Origin of the sequence: Dactylosporangium sp. NPDC000555 (genome assembly GCF_040300025.1) — a bacterium.
Lineage (GTDB): Bacteria > Actinomycetota > Actinomycetes > Mycobacteriales > Micromonosporaceae > Dactylosporangium.
Window position 1 is genome coordinate 72951 of the sequence record NZ_JBEPDB010000017.1, and the last position, 18270, is coordinate 91220.

Consider the following 18270-nt stretch of genomic DNA (forward strand, 5'->3'; position numbering starts at 1 on the left):
AGGCCGCGGTGCGTGGCGCCGGTGATGACTCCCCTGGCGACGGCGCCGATCAGCGCCGGAGGGTCTCGCGTGGTGCCGTGGTGAAATTCAGCGGCGGCCCATGACCTTGTTGCCGATCACGGCTCTGGTCTCCTGGATCAGCACCTGGACATCCGGGTATGCCTGCTGGAAGAGGTGGGTGAAGTAGTCGAGCGCCGCCCGACCACCCCAGTCCGCGATCTGCGGCAGCAGACCGGTCGCGTCCGCGATGCCGAGCAGGTGCACGTCGCGCGGGTCGAGTGGTCTTCGCTGCCCCAGGCCAGTCGCCAGCCTCGCTCGCGGCCAGACGTGGTCGTTGACGTCCGTGGGCAGGTAGTAGGTGTAGCGGCGCAGCAGCCGGCGGCCTTCGTGCGGCAGCAGATGGTTACCGGCGACCAGGCGCCGAGCAACCCGGTCGTAGCCATCCATCGACAGATACGTCAGCCAGGTCCGCACATCACGCAACTCCCGCTCGCCGCGGATGTCGTCCAACACAGCGTGCGCGAGAGCGTCGCCGGGCACCGGCCCGTCAAGCACCATCAGCAGTCCACGCTCCACGGTGATCCTGCCCGCCCAGCCCAACTCCCCGAGCAACGCCGAGGCCAGGCCGATATATGCGGCGTCATCATCGAGCAGCAGACCGCCCGTACGGTCGTCGTGACACAGTCGGAAGAAGTCGTCCGCAAGCGGTTCCGCGGACCGCCCTGCAGTGGTCATGGCCATCCCGCTCTCCACCGGCGCAGCAGTCACGCATTGCTTCCGCCGGCGGGAATCTGTTGATGGGGCGCCGGGCCGTGGCTGGACGCCCCCGACGACCGGCAAGAGTTGCGTCGGTTGCTCGGCGAGATACCCCCGTGTGCTATCGCCAGCCCCAGCCCGGCTGACCGGCCGGTCCAAGTGCGGTTCGGGGGGCACAACGCGTCGCAGGACCCGAGAAGACGCCCGGCGCGGGCGCTGGTTGCCGCCAGCGTCGAACCAGCGCGTCTGAGACCGTGCCTGTTTCCGTCGGGATGACGGGTCCAGTGAGCGGCCGGCCGACTGCAGGTCCTACAGCAACGTCGTCTCTGCTGCGCACATCCGTCGCGCTCCGAACAGCCTCGTGCGGTTCCCGCACTGCCCTGCCGACTGCCGACAGCATCCGGTCTGACACCGTCACTGACGTCGGTTCGTCCACCATGCCTCCCAGCACGTCCGCACCATGCACCTGCCGAAAGCCCAATGGGCCACGGCCCGCCCAGGCTCCGCACTGCGTGCCGCCGCTGTATCCCGTACGACGTCTGGTGCGGTCCGGGCGACCCAACGGCGGCGTCCAGATGACCATCCCCGCTGAGCCGACGAACGTCGATACATTGGATGCGGACAACGCACCTGTCCGCATCGGCACCTCGAGGGATCGGCCACCGCGGAGTGCGGCTGCCCCGGTTTTCGTCGGTTCGTGTGGCGCTCTATGCCACAAGCCGCGATTTGGCTGGTGTCGGGCAGCGATCGGCAACAGTCAGGACCCTCGCCGGCGAGCGAACGCTGCTACAAAAGGGCGCGGCACTACCGCGTACCGGCGCATACACCCAGCAGCCTGGTGCTCCGCACCAACGACGGAGCGGACCTCCTCGGCCTTGCTTTTGATCACCACACAGATCGGGCAAAGAACACGACCAGCGGTAGACGGGTAGACATGCACCCGTCGATCACAGCACAGAAGACTGCCTCACCACCGGCTGGCCGCCACGGGGGAAAGCGCTCCAAGCACCGCCATGCCATGCGGACAACTGGGTTGTCCGCATAGACCACATTGCCCCGCAGGAATCACTCAGCATGAATGGACTTGTCGTCGAGTCCACCTTTCGGGAGTGGTTGATCATGTTCTACGACGACTGAGCTCCGATTCCGGCCGAGGCCGGTTACAGCCGGCCTCGGCTGATACGGCCCACTGGCACATTGCCCGGATGGATACAAGAGAGCCCGATGCCGTCCATGACGATCTATGACCCGCTGGACGCCGCGACACTGGCGGATCCATATCCCGTTCTCGCCACGCTCCGGCGCAGTTCGCCGATCTTCTGGCACGACGCGATGCAGTGCTGGGCGCTGACGCGGTATGCGGACTGCGTCGCGGTGCTGCGCGACCATGAACTGTTCGCTCGTGACCGGCGTCGTTGTGCCGCAGGCGAGCCTGAGCGTCCAAGCGATGGATCCGCCCGCTCAGGCGCCGGTGCGGAGCCTGTTCGTGAACGCGCTGCACGCGCAGGATCTCCATGCGATCGAACGGCGCGCCCGCCAAATTCTCCGGACCCAATTCGATCGGCTGACTGATCGGGTGAGCTTCAACGTCATGACCGAGATCGCGGCACCGCTGGCGCTGGCCGTCGACGCAGGCCGGCTTGTTCACGAGGTGGCTACGGTCACCGGCCACCAATGGCAGCGACAGCGCACGCACAGCCAAGGAGGCACGGTCGGCCCGAACGCGACTATCGACTGGCGGGTGCGCACTCGTCGAACACGGTACTATGCTCGCCGACCAGCGCAGCAACCGCCCGCAGATCGGCGGCGTCGAGCCCGACGCTGTCCACGTCCGCCGCGATATCGGCGAAGCTCACCTGCAACGCCTGCGCCCACGTCGCATACCCAGGCCCGGCAACCGGGCCGAAGCGCGGCCCACGGATGGCATGCACCTGGCGGGCGATCTCGCCCAACTGCCGGAAAAATGAGGCCACGTGGTGCGCGGATAGCTGCCCAGGTGATCAGGCGCCGGAACGCCGTCCAGGAGCGTCTGCACCAGATAGTCGCGGTCGATCACCTCGTGGGACCAGTCCGCGGCGACCACCTGGGGCATCAACGGCGCGATCGACGTCAGCCACGGCACAGTGGCGTACTCGTTGCGCATCAACTCCCGCTCGCTGCGGAACTGCTTCGCGGCAGGCGGCGCGACCCGCAGGACCACCGGCTGGTCGCGCCCCCTGACCTGCACACGATAGGTGTTGTTGTACATCCCGGCGCCCAACTCGACCGCAGAGCTCACCTGAACGTGCGCGCGCTCAATCGATTGGAACGCCATGGACGTCATTTTCTCGTGTCGCCTCTCACTCTCGCCGACCTGACATCCGGCGCTGTCATGGCCGACATTGCGTCAGGCACGGCGTCAAGTCGCCGACGCCGGTAGACCTCGAAGTCCACAACGACCGCCAGCGCGTCCGAATACAACACGGGGTCCGCAGCGACGACTGGGCTCTGGTCGCCACGTCCCACACTGCCACAGGAACATCCACGAAATCCCTCGCCGACTTGGAACCCGGTGCAGGCCAGCCCGTACAAGCGTGTGAGCGTCCCGGCGGCATTGAGGGTTTCGTCGCAGCGTTCGACAAGGTCCTTGCTCGGCCAACGCTGGGCCTTTTCGACCTTGCCCAGCAGCGCGCCGGAGATGTGGACCGCAGACCCGAGCCGCGCGAGGGAATATCCCCGCAGGAGTCGCCAAGAACGGAGTTCAGCGCCGAGGTAATGCTGCGGTGACTCGAAAGGCCGCAGCTCGGCAAGCTTCTGCGCCAACTCCCTCGTCTCCTTCCCGTACCAGCTGCGACTATCAGCCGACGGGGACACAATACATCGACGCGAATCCCCGTCATTGCCGCCCAGGGAGACCGTAGTGGTAGTTCGTCTCTCCCGTGCGTGCCGCCAGCGTGGACGCTTGCTCCAAGAGCTCATTTCGTCTGCATCAAGAGCGCATGAAACCGATCGATCGGCCACAACCCAAGAAAGCTCGTACTCACCAACACACTTCGTCCACGTACGACACACCATGCGCCTCGAACACCGGCGCCAACGACAGCAGCTGATCGCCGTAGAAGGCGCGCTCGTACTCCCCCACCACCACCGCGAGCTGTTCTCCGTCGGCACCGACGGCCCGCAACTCGACGGCCCGGTGGTCGAGCGCCACCACCGGGCGGTGGCCGCGGTGGCGGTCCGCACGCGCGGTTGACGCGGAAAAGGGGCGCCCTGGCCGGCAAGCCGGTTGAGCTCGCCACCGCAGTCGTGCCGGGCGGCGCCTCGCTCACTCTCCCGGCGGCACATAGAAGCCGACTCATAGGAAGCCGGCCGCTCCGGAGTGGCACGGTGCTATATTGCCCCTAAGTCGAGGCTGTCTCGACTTAAGCTTCTCGTGGAGGTTGGGCGTGAGCGCCGACATCTCGTCGACAAAGTCGACGGCAACGAACCACGGCTCGTTGTCGAGTCCCTGGGCCGTCGCGCTGGCGGCCATCGTCGGCGCCGAGTTCCTGCTGCAGCTCGACGGAACGATCGCCAACGTCGCACTGCCGACGATGCGTCAGGATCTGCGCCTGGACGTCCCGACGGCCTCGTGGGTGCTCAACGGGTTCTTCCTGGCGTTCGGCGGCCTGCTGCTGGCGGCCGGGCGGCTGGGCGACGTCCTCGGCCACCGCCGGCTGTTCCTGATCGGCATCGGCCTGGTCACGCTGGCCTCGCTGGTGGCCGGGCTGGCCCCGAACTTCCCCGTACTGCTGGTCGGCCGGGTGTTGCAGGGCGCCGGTGCCGCGCTGGCCGGCCCGGCCGGGTTGGCGCTGCTGGCCATCCTGTTCGACGGCGAACGCCAGCAGCGCGCGTTCGGCTTCTACTCCACGGTCACCGCGCTGGGCGCGTCGGCCGGCCTGATCCTCGGCGCGCTGCTGACCAGCACCGGCTCCTGGCGCTGGAGCCTGCTGATCAACGTGCCGATCGGCCTGGCGATCATCGGCCTCGCACTGCGCGCGGTCGGCACCGGGCGGGGCACCACCGCCGACCGCTCGCTCGGCATCCCCAGTGCGGTGCTGGTCACCGCCACCCTGACCGCCGCGGTGTACGGCCTGGTCAACGCGGCCGATCACGGTTGGGCGTCGAGCTGGACGATCATCCCGCTGGCGCTGGTGCTGCTGGGCACACTGCTGGCCGTCGACTCACGCGCGGCCGAGCCGATGCTGCCGGGCCGGGTGTTCGCGAACCGCGCCCGCCTCGGCGGTTTCGTCAATCTGCTGCTGCTGGCCTCGGTGCTGACCGGTTTCCTGTTCTACACGAGCCAGTACCTGCACAGCGGCCTGGGTTTGGACGCCCTGCACACCGGCCTGGCCCTGCTGCCCTTCGGGCTCGCCCTGCTGGCCGCCACCCAGTTGCTGACCAAGTACATCGCCAGGGTATCGCTGCCGATACGCGGGGTGATCGGGATGTTCCTGGTCGTGGTGGCGCTCGTCTGGCTGGCCCGGCTGGGCCCGGGCAGCACCTATTTCGCCGACGTGTTCGGCCAGATCATCATCCTCGGCGTCGGGGTCGGCATCGCGGTCACCCCGTTCAACATGATCGTGCTGACCACCTCCGACCCGGCCGACACCGGTATCACCGCCGGTCTGTTGCAGGCCTCGCTGACCATTGGCGGCTCGCTGGGCCTGGCGATGCTGCTGCTGCCGTTCGCGTCCGGGATCGGCGCGGTGTTCACCTGGGGCGCGATCATCGCCGGCGCCAGCCTGATCCTGTCGCTGCTGTTCTGGTTCGGCCCGGGCGCCCGCAAGCCCGCCGCCGGTGTCGCCACGACGGATGCTGCCGCCGACGCGCAGTAAGGTACTCATCATGTGGGGTCGCGAACAGGGCCGGAACAATCCAGGGCCGACGGCGCCGTGCCAGCCGTGAGCCCGCCACCGGCGGCGCGATCCGCCACGCTGGCGCGGCGTCCGCAGCGTGCCGACGGTCGCCGCAACTACGACAACATCCTGGCCGCCGCCCGGACCGCCTTCGACGAGGGCGGCACCAGCGCCTCGCTGGAGGACATCGCCCGGGCGGCGGGCGTGGCGATCGGCACGCTCTACGGCCACTTCCCCACCCGCGAGGCGCTCATCGAGGCCACCATGCGCGACGGTCTGGATCAGCTGCGCGCCAGCGCGGACGCCCTGGCCGAGACCGAGAACCCGGCAGCGGCGCTGACCCTGTGGTTCCGCCAGGCGGTAGCACACTGCAGCACGTTCCGCGGTCTGGTCGGGCTGCTCGCCACCAGCAGCTACGACGAGGGAACACCTTTGCATCACGCCTGTGTGGCCATGCACGAGTCCTGCGGTCAGCTGCTGCGCCGCGCCCAGGGCAGCGGCCACGTGCGCGCCGACCTCTCCCCCGATGACCTGTTCACCATGATCACCTCGGCCGCGTGGACGCGGGAGAACGCCACCGCCGACCACGATCCCAGCGACCGGCTCATCGACCTGCTGCTCGATGCGATCATTCGCACCGGGCGGGAGACCTCCGCCGGCTGACCGAGAAGGCGAAAGTCAGGTCCAGGCCCTCGACCGTCCTCAACCGGTGCCGCCCACGACGCCCGGCGTACCCACGAAACGTCCGGGCAGACCGCCCGCATCCAGATGCGCGGTTGTCATCTCGATCGCTATTGGGGTCGCCCGCGGGTCGCCCAGCGCGCGGCCGGGTCGCGCATCGCGGACACGAGCGCCCAAGTCGCGGCGACCGCGATGCCTGACCAGCGCAGGTGAGCGGGCGTCCACTCCCGGCCGAAACCGACCAGCATCGGGGCCTGTGGCATCGACGTGGCCAGCAGCAGCGACGCCAGAAGCACGGGCGTGGTGATGATGCCGGGCTGGTCGAATCCCCGGCGACGGGCCCACGCGGCCACGGCCCACATCACGGTGACCGTGGCGGCCAACTCGGTCGTGAGACCGAGGCCGAGGCTCCACCGATCGCCCGCCGGCGCCGAGGGGAGATAGACCGTGAGCACCGCCGCCCACACCGGCACGACGACGGCCACGGCACAAGCGATCCGCAGCCACAGCCGGCGCGCCAGGCCGTACGGGCTGGCCTGCAACGTGATCGCGGCGCTGTCGTCGAGCGCGTAGCCGCTGCCCAGGGCCAGCAGCAGACCCAGGACTCGCAGGTCGCCGATGGCGTCGTGCGTGTCGCCGAGGCGGGCCAGCAGGTACACGGCGACGGCGGCGGCACTCGTTGCGAACGGGGCCAGGCGCAGGCTGCGTACCAGGTGGCCGCTGCGGACCAGTTCCCGTGCCACGGACGGTGTCATGGCAGCTGGAGCCCGCCGAGGACGAGGGTGGCGGCCAGGACCGGCCCGCCGACGAGGACCAGCCGGCGGCCGTGGGAGCGGTACACGGCGGCGATGGCGGCGCACGCGCAGAGCCCGGTCAGGTACGCGACGTGCAGCCACGGCCGGCCCGGCCCCGGCACCCAGCCCTCGAACGTCATCCCGGTCGTCCACCACATCCACCAGGCGCCGCCGTCGAAGCGGCGGAACGCGACGAGACCGCCCAGCGTCGCGACCACGAAGGTGATCAGCACGCCGCCGGCGAAGGGCAGCCAGCGGGCGGCGAGAACGCCGAGCAGCCCGGCGCCGGCGATGACGAGCGGAAGCTGGGCCAGCTCGCCGGCGTTCATCAGGTCCTTGGCCGGGATGTCGTTGAGGCTGCCGATGGCGGCCATGGCCGCCGCCGCTACGGCGCCGATGCCGGCCAGAGGCAGCGCGATGCCCAGGCTCATCGCCCAGGTCCGGCGCGTGTCCGAAATCGGGGTGACACTCAGCATCTCCTCGGCCCGGCTGCGGCGGGCGCCGCTGGCGACCAGGTTCGCCGCGAAGAGGACGATGATCGGCCCGAAGAACGCGACGGCGATGAAGATGGTGCCGTACCAGTAGTCGGCGTTGCGGCCGTCGCTGGCCGAGTCGGCGGCGGCGGTCACGGCGGCGACGACCGGTACCAGCCACAGCACGGGGTGCCGGGCGAGGCGGCGGGCCTCCCGGCCGATCAGGATGGCGGTGCTCATGAGTGGGTGACCTCCAGATCGGGTTCGCCCATGAGCAGGAGGTACGCGTCCTCCAGCGAGGGTGCGATCAGCTCGGCGCCGGCCGGCGGGTCGCCCACGTTGCGGAAGGTGCCGTCGCCGGTGCGCCACGCGGCGAGGGCGGCGGGCGAGCGCCGCGTGTCGGCCCACACGCGGCCCGCGGCCTGCGCGGTCAGCTCGTTGGGCGTACCGGTGAATCGGACCCGGCCCTGATGGAACACGGCGATCCGGGTGCACAGGGCGGCGATGTCCTCGGTCTGGTGGCTGGACATGACCACCGTGCGCCCCTCGCCGGCGTGCGAGATCATCTCCCGGAACCGCAGCCGCTGCTCGGGATCGAGGCCGACCGTCGGCTCGTCGAGGAGGAGCAGGTCGGGCTCGCCCAGCAGGGCTTGGGCCAACCCGACCCGCCGGCTCATGCCGCCGGAGAGGGCCCGGATCCGCTTGGCGCTGACCGACGCCAGCCCGGTCAGCTCGATGACCCGGCGGACCTCGTCGTGCCGGGCCCGCCGGTCGGTCATCTGCTTCAGGATCGCCACGTAGTCGATGAACTCGAAGACGGTGAACCCCCGGTGGAAGCCGGCTTCCTGCGGCAGGTAGCCCAGGCGCTCGCGGATCCAGGTCCGGTCGCCGGGGCGCGACGGATCACGGCCCAGCAGGGTCACCGTACCCCGGTCCGGCGCCAGGACGGTGGCGATGATCCGGAGCAGGGTCGTCTTGCCGGCGCCGTTCGGTCCCAGCAGGCCGGTCACCCCTTCGCCGGCGTCGAGGTCGACGCTGTCCAGCGCCGTCGTGCGGCCGAAGGATCTCGTCGCGCTCTGCACGCGTACAGTCATGCACTGCTCCCGAGTTTGATCGTGATGGTGTTGCGGGTGACGGCGAGCCACAGGCCGCCGCCGACGGCCACGGCGAGCCAGAAGATCTGGGCGCCGACGCCGAGGGCGAGGTCCAGGTGGCCGGCCATGGCAGTCGGGGCGGTCACCAGCACCCAGGCCGTGGCCACGATGCCGACGGCGACAACCGGTGTCATCCGGGCCGTCAGCGCCAGCGCGACGCAGGTGAGCCCGGCGGTGGGCAGGAGCCACGCGGCGGCCAGCCGGTGGGAGCCGGGTAGCGCGAGCCCGGCCGCGGTCACGATCGGCACCGTGACCGCCAGGACCGCGGCCGTGCGGATCAACAGCAATCGCAGTCCCGAGTACGGCGTGGCCAGCCCGATCTCCCGGGTCGGGTCGAGGCCGCCCGCGAAGGCCACCGCGACCCCGGCCAGCGGCCCGAGCGGAGCGGCCACGAGAAACATCCGCAGGAAGCGCTCGTCGACCTGAGCCGCCCAGACGGAGAGCGCGAGTACGCCCGCGACCCCCAGCAGCCACGGTCCCCGCAGGGTCGGCGTCGCGGCGATGAGACGCGCCGTCGCCTCGCCGACGCCGAGCCGGGCCAGCACCCGTTCGGGCCAACTCGGCCGGGGGGTGTCGACCCGGTCGACCACCTCGTGCCAGATCGCCTCGACCCGCCGGGTATCGACGTGCGACGCGATCGCGTCCCGGCAGGTCGCGCACTTCATCAGGTGTGCCTCGGCCGACGCGGCCAGGTCCGGCGGGGCGGCGCCCTGCGCATACCGGCGGATCGCCTCCGGTTCCAGGTGCCAGACGGTCATCCCATCCTCCCCGTCATGCCAGGCGCTCCCGCAGCTGAGCACGGGCGCGCATCATCCGTGTCTTGACCGTGCCCGGCGGGATGCCCAGCAGCCGGGCGGCCTCCCGCGTGGTCAGCCCGTCCAGGACCGTCGCCTGTACGACCGCCCGCAGCTCCGGGGACAGGCTGGCCAGGGCCGCGCCGACGTCGCCGTACTGGACCGCGAGCAGCACGTGCTCCTCGGCCGACGTCTCGACGCCGGCGAACTCGGTCAGCTCATCGGCCGGCGGCCGGCCCCGCCGCAGCGCGTCGACCAGGCGGCGGATACCGATGCCCCAGATCCATGCGGCCACCTCGCCCCGGCGGTTCCACCGCCCGGCCGACCGCCAGACCGCCACGAACGTGTCCTGCACGACCTCGTCGACGAGCTCCGGCGACGAGCACCGCCGCCCCAGGCGTACCAACAGCCACGGCAGATGCCGCCGGTACAGCTCGGCGAACGCCTCCCGGTCGCCATCCATGATCGCCGCGAGAAGCTGGGAGTCCTCCCGAGGGTCCGGCGGTCGCGTCAGCATGCGTGACCTCCCGGTTCTCGCAGCTCGACGAGGTCAAGAGTCACATGCCGGGCGATGCGGCTCCCATCCATGCACTGTTCGTCGTACCGGGCGAGGCGAACGGTTCACGGGACGGCGCGGCAATTATTCCTGCTGCTGCTCGCTGAGGCTGATCCGGTACGTCTCGCCGAGGGCCTGCGTGCCCGGAAGGGCCTGATTGTCGACGAGCGTGACGGACGGTTGCTGATCTCGGCGGTGGAAGGCTGGTTCTGAGCGCGTCGACGGTCCGCCCCCAGGGACTCCACCGGACCGCCGTGAACCTCGCCGACTGTCGCCGCACCCGGTGTCGGGTGCGGCGGCAGCCGTGTGGGCGGTCAGGAGAAGAAGGCCTCGGTCGATGTCACACACCGGGAGGTGTCCTTGACACAGACCTCGACCCAGAATCCGTACAGCGGGTCTTGGTGATTGAAGTACCCGTCAGCGTGGATGTAATCACCGTGGCAGCCGTTGTTGTTGACGTGCCACGGCCCGTACCACTTGTAAGAAGCGCCAAGGTGGCTCTGGTCGGCGATGAACCGGATTTCGGCGGCGTGATTGTCGCAGTCGGTGTCCTTCACCGACATTTTCACGTAGGCGGGAGAGTACAAGTCCGCCCCCCACGTGACCGTGGCACTGCCGCAGGCGCCGGTGAAGCAGGCGTCGCGCCGGCTCGTGGTTGCGGCGGACGCTGGTGAGGCGGTGAACGCCAGCATGCTGATCAGGCCGGCAACGGTGGCGGCAACCACCCATAGGCCTTTGCGCTTTCGCACGATGTGCTCCTCCCTGTAGACATTGTCGCTCGACGTTGCGGCGTGCTCGGATTCGTGACGGTCGCCCGTCGGGTTTCGCAGCCGTCGCAACGGGACTCACGATGCGGCACCGAACAATGGGAGAATGGTGCGAAGAACCTAAAACTCGCAGGTCAGGCCGGCAAAACCGGCGCCGGAGAGTCGGTGGGTGGGAGTCGTGATGGGAGTCCGGTTCCGGATTCTGGGTGGCGTCGAGGTTCAGATTGACGGTGTCGTGGTCGACGTGGGGCACCCCAGGCAGCGGGCGGTGCTGGGAGTGATGGTCGTGGAGGCCAATCACCTCGTGACCGTCGACCAATTGCTCGACCGGGTCTGGGGAGGACAGGCCCCGGCCAGGGGGCGGGAAACGGTCTACAACTATGTGTCCCGCCTGCGCGCAGCCTTGCGCACCGCGGGCGAGGAGGTTCGCCTGCACCGCCGTTCCGGTGGCTACCTGCTCGCGGTCGACGACCAGGCCGTGGACGTCCATCGGTTCAGTGCCCTGGTCACCCAGGGACGGGGCGCGCACGATGATCAACAGGCCGTCGAATTGTTCGAGCAGGCCCTGCGGTTGTGGCGAGGCGAGCCGATGTCCGAGTTGGACACGCCATGGGCGACGGGTCTGCGCGCCGCGTTGGACGGTGAACGGTTGGCTGCCGAACTCGACCACGTCGACGCCGCGTTGCGCTGCGGCCGGCACGCCGAACTGCTCCCGAGCCTGTCGGCGCGAGCGAGACAGCATCCGTTGGATGAACGCGTGGCCGGCCAGGTGATGCTCGCCCTGTACCGCTGTGGCCGGCAGGCTGACGCGCTGCAGCACTATGAAGCGCTGCGCCGTCGGCTGGCCGATGAGCTCGGCGCCGACCCCGGCCCAGACACTCAATACCTGTTCAAGCAGATACTCACCGCGGAACCGGGCCTAACCCAGCCGCGTGCACGGCCGCTTGTCTCCGTCGAAGACCCCGCTCCGGCTGTTCGGCTCGATCGGGCGACCGATGCATTGGCCACCGCCGCGAAACAGCAGTGGACAGCCGAAGCCGAGATTCGGTCGCTGCACCGACCGGCACCAGCACGGGTACGGTGGTCGACCACGGGCCGTCCGGTGGCCGGCGAGCGTGAGGCGCCGCGTGGTGACATCCTCGACATGGCCACGACGTTTCGCGGGCTCGCGACCCGGCAAATGGTGGTTCTCGGCGAGCCGGGGGCGGGCAAGACGGTGCTGGCGATCCTGCTGACCCTCGGGTTGCTGGCCGATCGCGGGCCGGGCGATCCGACGCCGGTGCTGCTGTCGCTGTCGTCCTGGAATCCCCACCGGGAACACCTGCACTCCTGGCTGGCCCGCCGAATATTGGAGGATTATCCCGGCCTCGGCAACGCCAAGGCCTACGGACGCGATGCCGCGACCCGCCTTGTGGGCGAGGACCGGGTGATTCCGGTGCTCGATGGCCTCGACGAGATGACACCGGGCGTACACGCCGCCGCGATCGACGCCATCGACCAGGCGATTGCCGGCGGCCGTCCGCTCGTCGTGACGTGTCGCGCCGCCGAATACGAGAACGCGGTCCGGCACGGTGACATCCTCGCCGCCGCGGTGGTGAAGATCGAACCCGTCGAACTCGACGACGCCGTCACCTTCCTCACCGCCGGCCGCCTCCCCGGCGACACCCGCTGGCAGCCGGTCGTCGAGCACCTGCGCCACCACCGAGACGGTCCGCTCGCGCAGGCGCTGTCGACCCCGCTGATGGTCGACCTGGCCCGCACGACCTACCGAGACGTCGCGAGCGACCCGGGCGCGCTGATTGACCCGCAACGGTTCAGGGATCGAGCCGCGATCGAGGACCATCTGCTCGGTGCGTTTCTGCCTGCCGTGTACGCCCGGCGTCCCCAACCGCCGGGACTGCCGCCCTCGACCGTCCGCAGCTACGGTCCGGATCAGGCCCAACGATGGCTGATGTTTCTCGCTTGCCACCTACGCAACCTGCGGACCCGGGACTCCGCATGGTGGCACCTGGTCCACGCGATACCGCGTCACGTCCGAGGACTTGTTTTCGGCCTGCCGCCGGCGGCTTTGTTCGCGATCGTCGGACTCCTGGCCCGTGGCCCCGCCGCAGCCTGGGTCTACGGCCTGTCCACCGCGGCGGGCGGTTTCGCCGCCCAAGCCTGGGGCACACGCTCAGCACCATCGAGGGTCGAGTTCCGCTTCCGAGGCACAGCCGTAGCCTTCCTCGGCCGGGCAGTGATCGGGGTGGCCATCAGCGTCGTGATCGGGCTGCTCTGGTCGCTCTCGATCGGGCCGGTGGTGATACTGGCGATGGCCTTCGGGCTGGGCACCGGGCTGCACGTCTGGCTGAAGACCCCGACGAAGGCGGATTACGCGTCAAGTCCGGCGACGACCTACGCGCAGGATCGTGTCGCCACGCTGGCCTTCGCGTTGTCGGTGGCCACGTCGATCGGGCTGTTCTATGCGTTCGCCATATCCGTCAGTCAGCCCCACTCCAACCTCGGCCCGGCCGCGGATCCCTTTCATCTGAACCGGGCGCTGCCGGCCGGAGGTGTGTCCGCCTTGTTTGGCTGGCTTTCCTTCCGGTACGTCGGCGCCGCGAGCTACGCGCTCGCCGGTTTCGTCATCGGCGGTTTGGCGATGGCCCACCACATCTCGCTGGGCCTCGGACTGGCGGCGGGAGCGATCTTCGGGCTCGCTGTCGGTCTCACCGCCGCGCTGTCCCGGTGCTGGGGCACCTACCAGCTCAGCCGGGCCTGGCTGGCCCTTCGCGGGCAGACACCACTGCGGTTGAACCGGTTCCTGCAGGACGCCCACCGGCGCGGCGTACTGCGCCTGGCCGGTGCTCACTACCAGTTCCGCCACACCCGGCTGCACGACCATCTCGCCGACCGCCGACCTCACCGGCGATAGCCGACCACGCGACCGCCACCGCCGCTCTCGACGACGGCGCTCCCCTCCGCGATGTCCAGAACCTGCCCGGCCGCACCGACCCGCGCACCACCCGCCGCTACGACCGCAACCGCGGTGCAGCCGCGCCGGGCGAGCAGCATGCGGGCCGAGCTGTCGAAGGTCCCGCGCAAGGTCGACATCCCCCGGCAGCGCAGGAGCCCCGAGCCGCGCGGGCGACCCACAACTCGTCGGGCTCGGCGGTCTGGACCGAGGCCCGGGTTGAAGCTGAGGTGCACGGGTGCGGCGACACGGGCGGACGCTCGGGACTGAGGGGCCGCCGCTACACAGGTGTCGTTCACCTGGCCGGGGACGGTCCGAGGCGCGCGGGGGGCACGGGCCGAACGGCCGGGGTCCGGCCGGGTGCTGTCCGCGCGGGGCGGGCCCTCCGGCCCTTCCGGTCCCGACCGCACTCCGGATAATCGAAACCATGAAGCGAACGACAGCCCTGGTCCTCGCGGCGCTTGCGACGATGTTCGCCGCCGGATGCGCGTCGCCCGGCGACGGCGGTGGCCCGGCCGCGTCCACGGCGGGTACCTCGGCCGCCGCCCCGGCGGACGGCTCGTTCCTGGCCGCCCACGGCCTGTCCGGCCTGGACGCCCGCGGGATCATCGACCGCCTCGAACGCGCACCGGTCGCCGACCGCCCGCAGACGCTGAGGGCGTCGGTCCGCCCGAGCCAGCTCCAGCTCACCGACACCCGCACCGGCGCGACAACGGCCCTCGACATCCCGGCCGGGCTGTTCTACCTCTCCGTCGCGCCGTACGTCGACCGCACCCACGAGTGCTTCTTCCACAGCCTGACCACCTGCCAGGGCGAGCTGACCGGCCAGGACCTGCAGGTGCGGATCACCGACACCGCGACGGGCAAGGTGCTGGTCGACGGCGCCGCGAAGACGTCCGAGAACGGCTTCACCGGCTTCTGGCTGCCGAGCGGCATCACCGCGACACTGCAGATCACCCACAATGGCCGTACGGCCACCACCGACATCGCCACCGCCCCGGACGCCCCGACCTGCCTGACGACGCTCCGCCTGACCTGACGCCCGGCGCCGAGGATGGCCCATGCCGAGGGGGGCCCGCGACGAAGATGCCAGGCGGAGCGGTGTCGACGTCGTGTGTGACGTACGGGCACGTTGGCGTCGGGCCGGTAGGGACAGTCAGCGGAGCGGAATCGACACATTGTGCTCGCTGTCCGAGCGTGGTCCGAGGATGCGGCGCTGATCGGCGGTGATTTGGAGGTCGTTGATACTGGCCTCCCGCCGTCGCATCAGCCCGTCGGGGTCGAACTCCCACAGTTCGTTGCCGTAGCTGCGCCACCATTGCCCGTCGGCATCGTGCCACTCGTACTGGAACCGGACGGCGATGCGGTCGTCGGTCAAGGCCCAGAGGTCTTTGCGGAGCGCGTAGTCGAGTTCCTTGGTCCACTTGCGGGTCAGGAAGGCGACGATCTCGTCTCGGCCGGTGATGAACTCGCCGCGGTTGCGCCAGGCCGAGTCCGGTGTGTAGGCGAGGGCCACGCGGTGCGGATCGCGGGTGTTCCAGGCGTCCTCGGCGGCTTGGACCTTGGCGCGGGCGGTCTCGGCGGTGAAGGGCGGGACGGGCGGGCGGGTCATACGTACTCCTTGGTCAGCAGTTGCCGGTAGGCGGCGAGTTGGCGGAGGAAGCCCGCGGCCACCACGCCGACCACGCGGCCGTCGTGGTGGTATTCGGCGAGGAACCGGCCGTCGGGTTCGGAGATCCTCAGGTGCAGGTCGTAGCTGGCGCCGGTGAAGCCGGTGGATTGCAGCCGGTGGCCGTACAGGTGGCACCAGAAGGACGGAATCGCGTCGAAACGGCCGGCGATCCCGAGCAGTGCCCGGGCGGCGTGTGCGCCCTGTTCGATGGCGTTACTGTAATGCTCCACCCGGATCAGTTCCCCGCCGAGCAGGGTGGACGGCCGGCGGGCGACGTCCCCGGCGGCTGCGACCTGTGGGGCGGCCAGCCCTTGGCCGTCGACGACGACGCCGCCGTCGAGACGCAGGCCGCTGCCGCGTAGCCAGTCGGTCTCCGGTTCGGCGCCGAGCGCCACGATCAGCAGGTCGGCTGGTAGCACTGTGCCGTCGTCGAGGTGTACCTGCTCCACGCGGCGGGTGCCGGTGACGGCGACGACGCGGCGGCCGAGGCGCAGGTCGACGCCATGGGCGCGGTGCAGGTCGGCGATGATCGTGCCGATGCGTTCGCCGAGTGGTCGGCGCAGCGGTACGTGGTCGGATTCCACCAGGGTGACCGGGAGGTCCCGGGTGCGCAGCGTGGCCGCGACTTCCGATCCGAGGAAGCCGGCGCCGGCGATGACCACGCGGGCACGGGTCGTGAGTGCGGTACGCAACGCGTGGGCGTCGTCGAGGCCGCGGAGGGTGAGCACGCCGTCCAGGTCACCGACGCCCGGCAGGGCACGGGCCCGCGCGCCGGTGGCGATGACCAGAGCGTCGAACGGCACGGATGACCGATGGCCTCGGTGCAGCCGCTGGCCGGACAGGTCCAGGCCGGTGGCGGCGTGGCCGAGCAGCCAGGTCACGTCGAGGTCGTCGGTGCCGGCGAGGGCGATGTCGGCGCCGGGGTCGAGTAGGTACTCCTTGGACAGTGGTGGACGCCGGTAGGGCCGGTGGCGTTCGGCGCCGACCATGCTGATGTCACCGTCGTAGCCGAGGCGGCGCAGTTCCTGGGCGGCGGTCAGCCCGGCAAGGCCGGCGCCGGCGATGGCGATGCGGTGCATCGGTCAGTTGCCGTCCAGGAAGATGGCTTGCACGGGGCAGGCGCGGGCGGCCTGCTCGAGGGCTGGCCGCGACGCGTCGTCGGGCATGGCGTCGTAGACGAGTTCGTCGCCGTCGTCGAGGGCGAACACCTCCGGAGCGGCGAACACGCATTGGGTATGGGTCTCGCACCGGCTCATGTCGACACGGACGCGCATCGTGGTTGCTCTTTTCAGCTGATGGGTGGATTGAACCGGGAGTACTTGCCGAATGACCAGCGTTGTGGGAGGCCGCCGGTGACCTGGACGACCTGGCCGACATCGAAGTCGACCAGCCGCTGCGCGCCGGGCACCGCGGCGGCCCGGTCCGGGTCCCGGACGGTGCGGGCACGGCCGGTCAGGTGCAGCGTGCGGCTGTGTTCCCAGTCGAGGAACAGCAGCCCGCAGCGCGGCTCGAGCTCGAGGTTGCCCAGCGTCATGTACATCGAGTTGCCGACGTAGTCGGGCCAGGTCAACCGGCGTCCGTCGGTCACCGTGACGAAGCCGGGGTTGCCGCCGCGGTGTGACGCGTCGGTCCCGAGCCCCGCCGCGTAGGTGCCGATGAAGAACGTGTCGGCTGCGGCGATCCATCGCTGTTGGTCGGTGGTCAGTTCGCTGGTGGCGGCCACGGCTTTGGTCACCGGCGGTGCGTCGTCGACGTAGGCACGGGTCTGGATGTACTTGGGGCAGTTCGCGTAGACCTGTTCGGTGCGCACCACGAGCCGCTCCCCGTCGCCGCGGGCTCGGCCGTTGACCCGCATCCGTTTCCGGCTGGCCGGCTCGATCATGAGCATGCCGATGTCCTGCTCGGTGTCGAACCTGCCGGCGAGTGGGTCGCCGGCGCCGGGGAGTCGGTCGACGATGACGGTGCGGTCGTCGGGCGCGGCGGTAAACCCGGGTGGACCGGTGAGCGCGCTGACCCATGCCGCCCCACCTTCGTCGGCGGCTGCGATCACCACCAGGCGCTGCTGGCCGAGAAACTCCGCGGCGACCGGCGGAATGGTCGCGCCCACGCCGGCTGATCCCCAGCCGTCGACAGTCACACCAGCACGGCGCTGTACGACCCGTTCGCCTCGATGGAGCATGGGCGACTCCTTTCCGTGTCGGTCCGGGCCGCGGTGAGCGGCCCGGACCGGGATGGGCCGGGAAGGGTTTTCTAGAAGAAGCCGCAGGTCGGTGCGGCCTGTGTGGGTGCTGGTGCGGTGTCGGCACCGGCCGGCGCGTAGATCTCCAGGCGGATGCCGTCCGGGTCGGTGAAGAACACGCCGCCGGAGGACGCGCCTTCGCCGTGCGGGACGATCCCGTCGTAGACCAGTTCCGCGCCGAGCTCACGCAGGGTGGTCTCGGCGCGGCGGACCGCCTCGATGTCGGGTACCTGGAAGGACAGGTGATGCAGCCCGGGCCGGTCGATGGCGAACGCGCCGTCGCTCTGCTGCCACAGTGTGACCAGCAGGGCACCGTCACGGCCGAGGAAGGCGAACCTGCGGTCGCCGTCGGTCTGCTCACCGATGAGGTCGAAGCCGAAGACCCGGCGGTAGAAGGCGGTGGAACGCGGCAGGTCGGTCACGTTCAGGCCGACGTGTCCGGTTTGCAGAGCGGGTGCGCTCATGTGAATCCTCCAGGGCGGATTGTTTGGCCATCACTTCTAACGCATAAAGCGCTAGTTGACCATTAGAATATGGGGGCAGTTTCTTACGGC

The 18270-nt window shown here is 69.9% G+C and carries 22 protein-coding genes; 5 read left to right on the forward strand and 17 right to left on the reverse strand.

Features of this window, described 5'->3' with window-relative positions:
- Positions 1 to 87: 87 nt before the first annotated feature.
- The 5 genes from ABT297_RS13890 to ABT297_RS13910 all read right to left on the reverse strand — a co-directional run bounded on the left by ABT297_RS13890 (position 88) and on the right by ABT297_RS13910 (position 3946).
- On the reverse strand, positions 88 to 735 hold the full coding sequence (locus ABT297_RS13890; protein WP_350548621.1) for a GOLPH3/VPS74 family protein: 648 nt from the start codon (positions 733 to 735) through the stop codon (positions 88 to 90).
- Between the two features lie 1748 nt (positions 736 to 2483).
- Positions 2484 to 2612 carry a hypothetical protein gene (locus ABT297_RS13895; protein WP_350548623.1) on the reverse strand — a complete coding sequence of 43 codons (129 nt, stop codon included), beginning with the start codon at positions 2610 to 2612 and terminating at the stop codon, positions 2484 to 2486.
- Entirely contained in the window at positions 2609 to 3070 is a 462-nt protein-coding gene (locus tag ABT297_RS13900; protein ID WP_350548625.1) for a phosphotransferase family protein, read from the reverse strand. Before ABT297_RS13900 ends, ABT297_RS13895 begins: the two co-directional genes overlap by 4 nt.
- Positions 3071 to 3075: 5 nt before the next feature.
- On the reverse strand, positions 3076 to 3558 hold the full coding sequence (locus tag ABT297_RS13905) for a helix-turn-helix domain-containing protein (protein WP_350548627.1): 483 nt from the start codon (positions 3556 to 3558) through the stop codon (positions 3076 to 3078).
- A 217-nt stretch (positions 3559 to 3775) separates the two neighbouring features.
- Complete coding sequence (locus tag ABT297_RS13910) at positions 3776 to 3946, reverse strand: hypothetical protein (protein ID WP_350548629.1); 171 nt, start codon at positions 3944 to 3946, stop codon at positions 3776 to 3778.
- A 235-nt stretch (positions 3947 to 4181) separates the two neighbouring features.
- On the opposite strand from ABT297_RS13910, the gene ABT297_RS13915 reads away from it, so the two are divergent.
- Both ABT297_RS13915 and ABT297_RS13920 read left to right on the forward strand, forming a co-directional pair.
- Positions 4182 to 5612, forward strand: a complete 1431-nt coding sequence (locus ABT297_RS13915; RefSeq protein WP_350548631.1) for an MFS transporter — start codon at positions 4182 to 4184, stop codon at positions 5610 to 5612.
- A gap of 66 nt (positions 5613 to 5678) precedes the next feature.
- Positions 5679 to 6296, forward strand: a complete 618-nt coding sequence (locus ABT297_RS13920) for a TetR/AcrR family transcriptional regulator (RefSeq protein WP_350548633.1) — start codon at positions 5679 to 5681, stop codon at positions 6294 to 6296.
- A 128-nt stretch (positions 6297 to 6424) separates the two neighbouring features.
- On the opposite strand, the gene ABT297_RS13925 is transcribed toward ABT297_RS13920, so the two are convergent.
- From ABT297_RS13925 to ABT297_RS13945, 5 genes are read right to left on the reverse strand one after another with little or no spacing between them, the layout of a single operon-like run.
- On the reverse strand, positions 6425 to 7057 hold the full coding sequence (locus ABT297_RS13925; RefSeq protein ID WP_350548635.1) for a hypothetical protein: 633 nt from the start codon (positions 7055 to 7057) through the stop codon (positions 6425 to 6427).
- Positions 7058 to 7065: 8 nt separating this feature from the next.
- Complete coding sequence (locus ABT297_RS13930; protein WP_350548637.1) at positions 7066 to 7821, reverse strand: hypothetical protein; 756 nt, start codon at positions 7819 to 7821, stop codon at positions 7066 to 7068.
- A complete protein-coding gene (locus ABT297_RS13935) occupies positions 7818 to 8675 on the reverse strand; it encodes an ATP-binding cassette domain-containing protein (protein WP_350548639.1) in 858 nt (285 codons plus the stop codon). Before ABT297_RS13935 ends, ABT297_RS13930 begins: the two co-directional genes overlap by 4 nt.
- Entirely contained in the window at positions 8672 to 9493 is an 822-nt protein-coding gene (locus tag ABT297_RS13940) for a hypothetical protein (RefSeq protein WP_350548641.1), read from the reverse strand. The genes ABT297_RS13935 and ABT297_RS13940 overlap by 4 nt, the downstream gene beginning before the upstream one ends.
- A gap of 13 nt (positions 9494 to 9506) precedes the next feature.
- Positions 9507 to 10046 carry an RNA polymerase sigma factor gene (locus ABT297_RS13945; RefSeq protein WP_350548643.1) on the reverse strand — a complete coding sequence of 180 codons (540 nt, stop codon included), beginning with the start codon at positions 10044 to 10046 and terminating at the stop codon, positions 9507 to 9509.
- 54 nt (positions 10047 to 10100) lie between these two features.
- Here ABT297_RS13945 and ABT297_RS13950 point away from each other — a divergent pair, with 54 nt between their 5' ends.
- Positions 10101 to 10298 (forward strand): hypothetical protein, encoded by a 198-nt coding sequence (locus tag ABT297_RS13950; protein ID WP_350548645.1) that lies wholly within the window; start codon positions 10101 to 10103, stop codon positions 10296 to 10298.
- A gap of 101 nt (positions 10299 to 10399) precedes the next feature.
- On the opposite strand, the gene ABT297_RS13955 is transcribed toward ABT297_RS13950, so the two are convergent.
- Positions 10400 to 10834 (reverse strand): hypothetical protein, encoded by a 435-nt coding sequence (locus tag ABT297_RS13955; RefSeq protein ID WP_350548647.1) that lies wholly within the window; start codon positions 10832 to 10834, stop codon positions 10400 to 10402.
- A gap of 187 nt (positions 10835 to 11021) precedes the next feature.
- On the opposite strand from ABT297_RS13955, the gene ABT297_RS13960 reads away from it, so the two are divergent.
- Positions 11022 to 13766: a BTAD domain-containing putative transcriptional regulator gene (locus ABT297_RS13960; protein ID WP_350548649.1), complete on the forward strand. Its 2745-nt coding sequence runs from the start codon at positions 11022 to 11024 to the stop codon at positions 13764 to 13766.
- On the opposite strand, the gene ABT297_RS43135 is transcribed toward ABT297_RS13960, so the two are convergent.
- Positions 13754 to 13945, reverse strand: coding sequence for a hypothetical protein (locus ABT297_RS43135; RefSeq protein ID WP_502885568.1), 192 nt, complete (start codon positions 13943 to 13945; stop codon positions 13754 to 13756). The genes ABT297_RS13960 and ABT297_RS43135 overlap by 13 nt on opposite strands.
- 287 nt (positions 13946 to 14232) lie before the next feature.
- Here ABT297_RS43135 and ABT297_RS13970 point away from each other — a divergent pair, with 287 nt between their 5' ends.
- Positions 14233 to 14844 carry a CueP family metal-binding protein gene (locus ABT297_RS13970; protein WP_350548651.1) on the forward strand — a complete coding sequence of 204 codons (612 nt, stop codon included), beginning with the start codon at positions 14233 to 14235 and terminating at the stop codon, positions 14842 to 14844.
- 117 nt (positions 14845 to 14961) lie between these two features.
- On the opposite strand, the gene ABT297_RS13975 is transcribed toward ABT297_RS13970, so the two are convergent.
- The 5 genes from ABT297_RS13975 to ABT297_RS13995 all read right to left on the reverse strand — a co-directional run bounded on the left by ABT297_RS13975 (position 14962) and on the right by ABT297_RS13995 (position 18180).
- A complete protein-coding gene (locus ABT297_RS13975) occupies positions 14962 to 15417 on the reverse strand; it encodes a nuclear transport factor 2 family protein (RefSeq protein WP_350548653.1) in 456 nt (151 codons plus the stop codon).
- A complete protein-coding gene (locus tag ABT297_RS13980) occupies positions 15414 to 16556 on the reverse strand; it encodes an NAD(P)/FAD-dependent oxidoreductase (RefSeq protein ID WP_350548655.1) in 1143 nt (380 codons plus the stop codon). The genes ABT297_RS13975 and ABT297_RS13980 overlap by 4 nt, the downstream gene beginning before the upstream one ends.
- Before the next feature lie 3 nt (positions 16557 to 16559).
- Positions 16560 to 16751, reverse strand: a complete 192-nt coding sequence (locus tag ABT297_RS13985) for a ferredoxin (protein ID WP_350548657.1) — start codon at positions 16749 to 16751, stop codon at positions 16560 to 16562.
- Between the two features lie 14 nt (positions 16752 to 16765).
- Positions 16766 to 17584 carry a pyridoxamine 5'-phosphate oxidase family protein gene (locus ABT297_RS13990; protein WP_350548659.1) on the reverse strand — a complete coding sequence of 273 codons (819 nt, stop codon included), beginning with the start codon at positions 17582 to 17584 and terminating at the stop codon, positions 16766 to 16768.
- Between the two features lie 143 nt (positions 17585 to 17727).
- On the reverse strand, positions 17728 to 18180 hold the full coding sequence (locus ABT297_RS13995; protein WP_350548661.1) for a VOC family protein: 453 nt from the start codon (positions 18178 to 18180) through the stop codon (positions 17728 to 17730).
- Positions 18181 to 18270: the final 90 nt, after the last annotated feature.

Coding starts and splice junctions, on each gene's coding strand:
- ABT297_RS13970 (WP_350548651.1), top strand. CDS start 14,233: ATGAAGCGAACGACAGCCCTGGTCCTCGCGGCGCTTGCGACGATGTTC.
- ABT297_RS13975 (WP_350548653.1), bottom strand. CDS start 15,417: ATGACCCGCCCGCCCGTCCCGCCCTTCACCGCCGAGACCGCCCGCGCC.
- ABT297_RS13935 (WP_350548639.1), bottom strand. CDS start 8,675: ATGACTGTACGCGTGCAGAGCGCGACGAGATCCTTCGGCCGCACGACG.
- ABT297_RS13950 (WP_350548645.1), top strand. CDS start 10,101: ATGCGGCTCCCATCCATGCACTGTTCGTCGTACCGGGCGAGGCGAACG.
- ABT297_RS13980 (WP_350548655.1), bottom strand. CDS start 16,556: ATGCACCGCATCGCCATCGCCGGCGCCGGCCTTGCCGGGCTGACCGCC.
- ABT297_RS13940 (WP_350548641.1), bottom strand. CDS start 9,493: ATGACCGTCTGGCACCTGGAACCGGAGGCGATCCGCCGGTATGCGCAG.
- ABT297_RS13985 (WP_350548657.1), bottom strand. CDS start 16,751: ATGCGCGTCCGTGTCGACATGAGCCGGTGCGAGACCCATACCCAATGC.
- ABT297_RS13995 (WP_350548661.1), bottom strand. CDS start 18,180: ATGAGCGCACCCGCTCTGCAAACCGGACACGTCGGCCTGAACGTGACC.
- ABT297_RS43135 (WP_502885568.1), bottom strand. CDS start 13,945: ATGTCGACCTTGCGCGGGACCTTCGACAGCTCGGCCCGCATGCTGCTC.
- ABT297_RS13930 (WP_350548637.1), bottom strand. CDS start 7,821: ATGAGCACCGCCATCCTGATCGGCCGGGAGGCCCGCCGCCTCGCCCGG.
- ABT297_RS13900 (WP_350548625.1), bottom strand. CDS start 3,070: ATGGCGTTCCAATCGATTGAGCGCGCGCACGTTCAGGTGAGCTCTGCG.
- ABT297_RS13890 (WP_350548621.1), bottom strand. CDS start 735: ATGACCACTGCAGGGCGGTCCGCGGAACCGCTTGCGGACGACTTCTTC.
- ABT297_RS13945 (WP_350548643.1), bottom strand. CDS start 10,046: ATGCTGACGCGACCGCCGGACCCTCGGGAGGACTCCCAGCTTCTCGCG.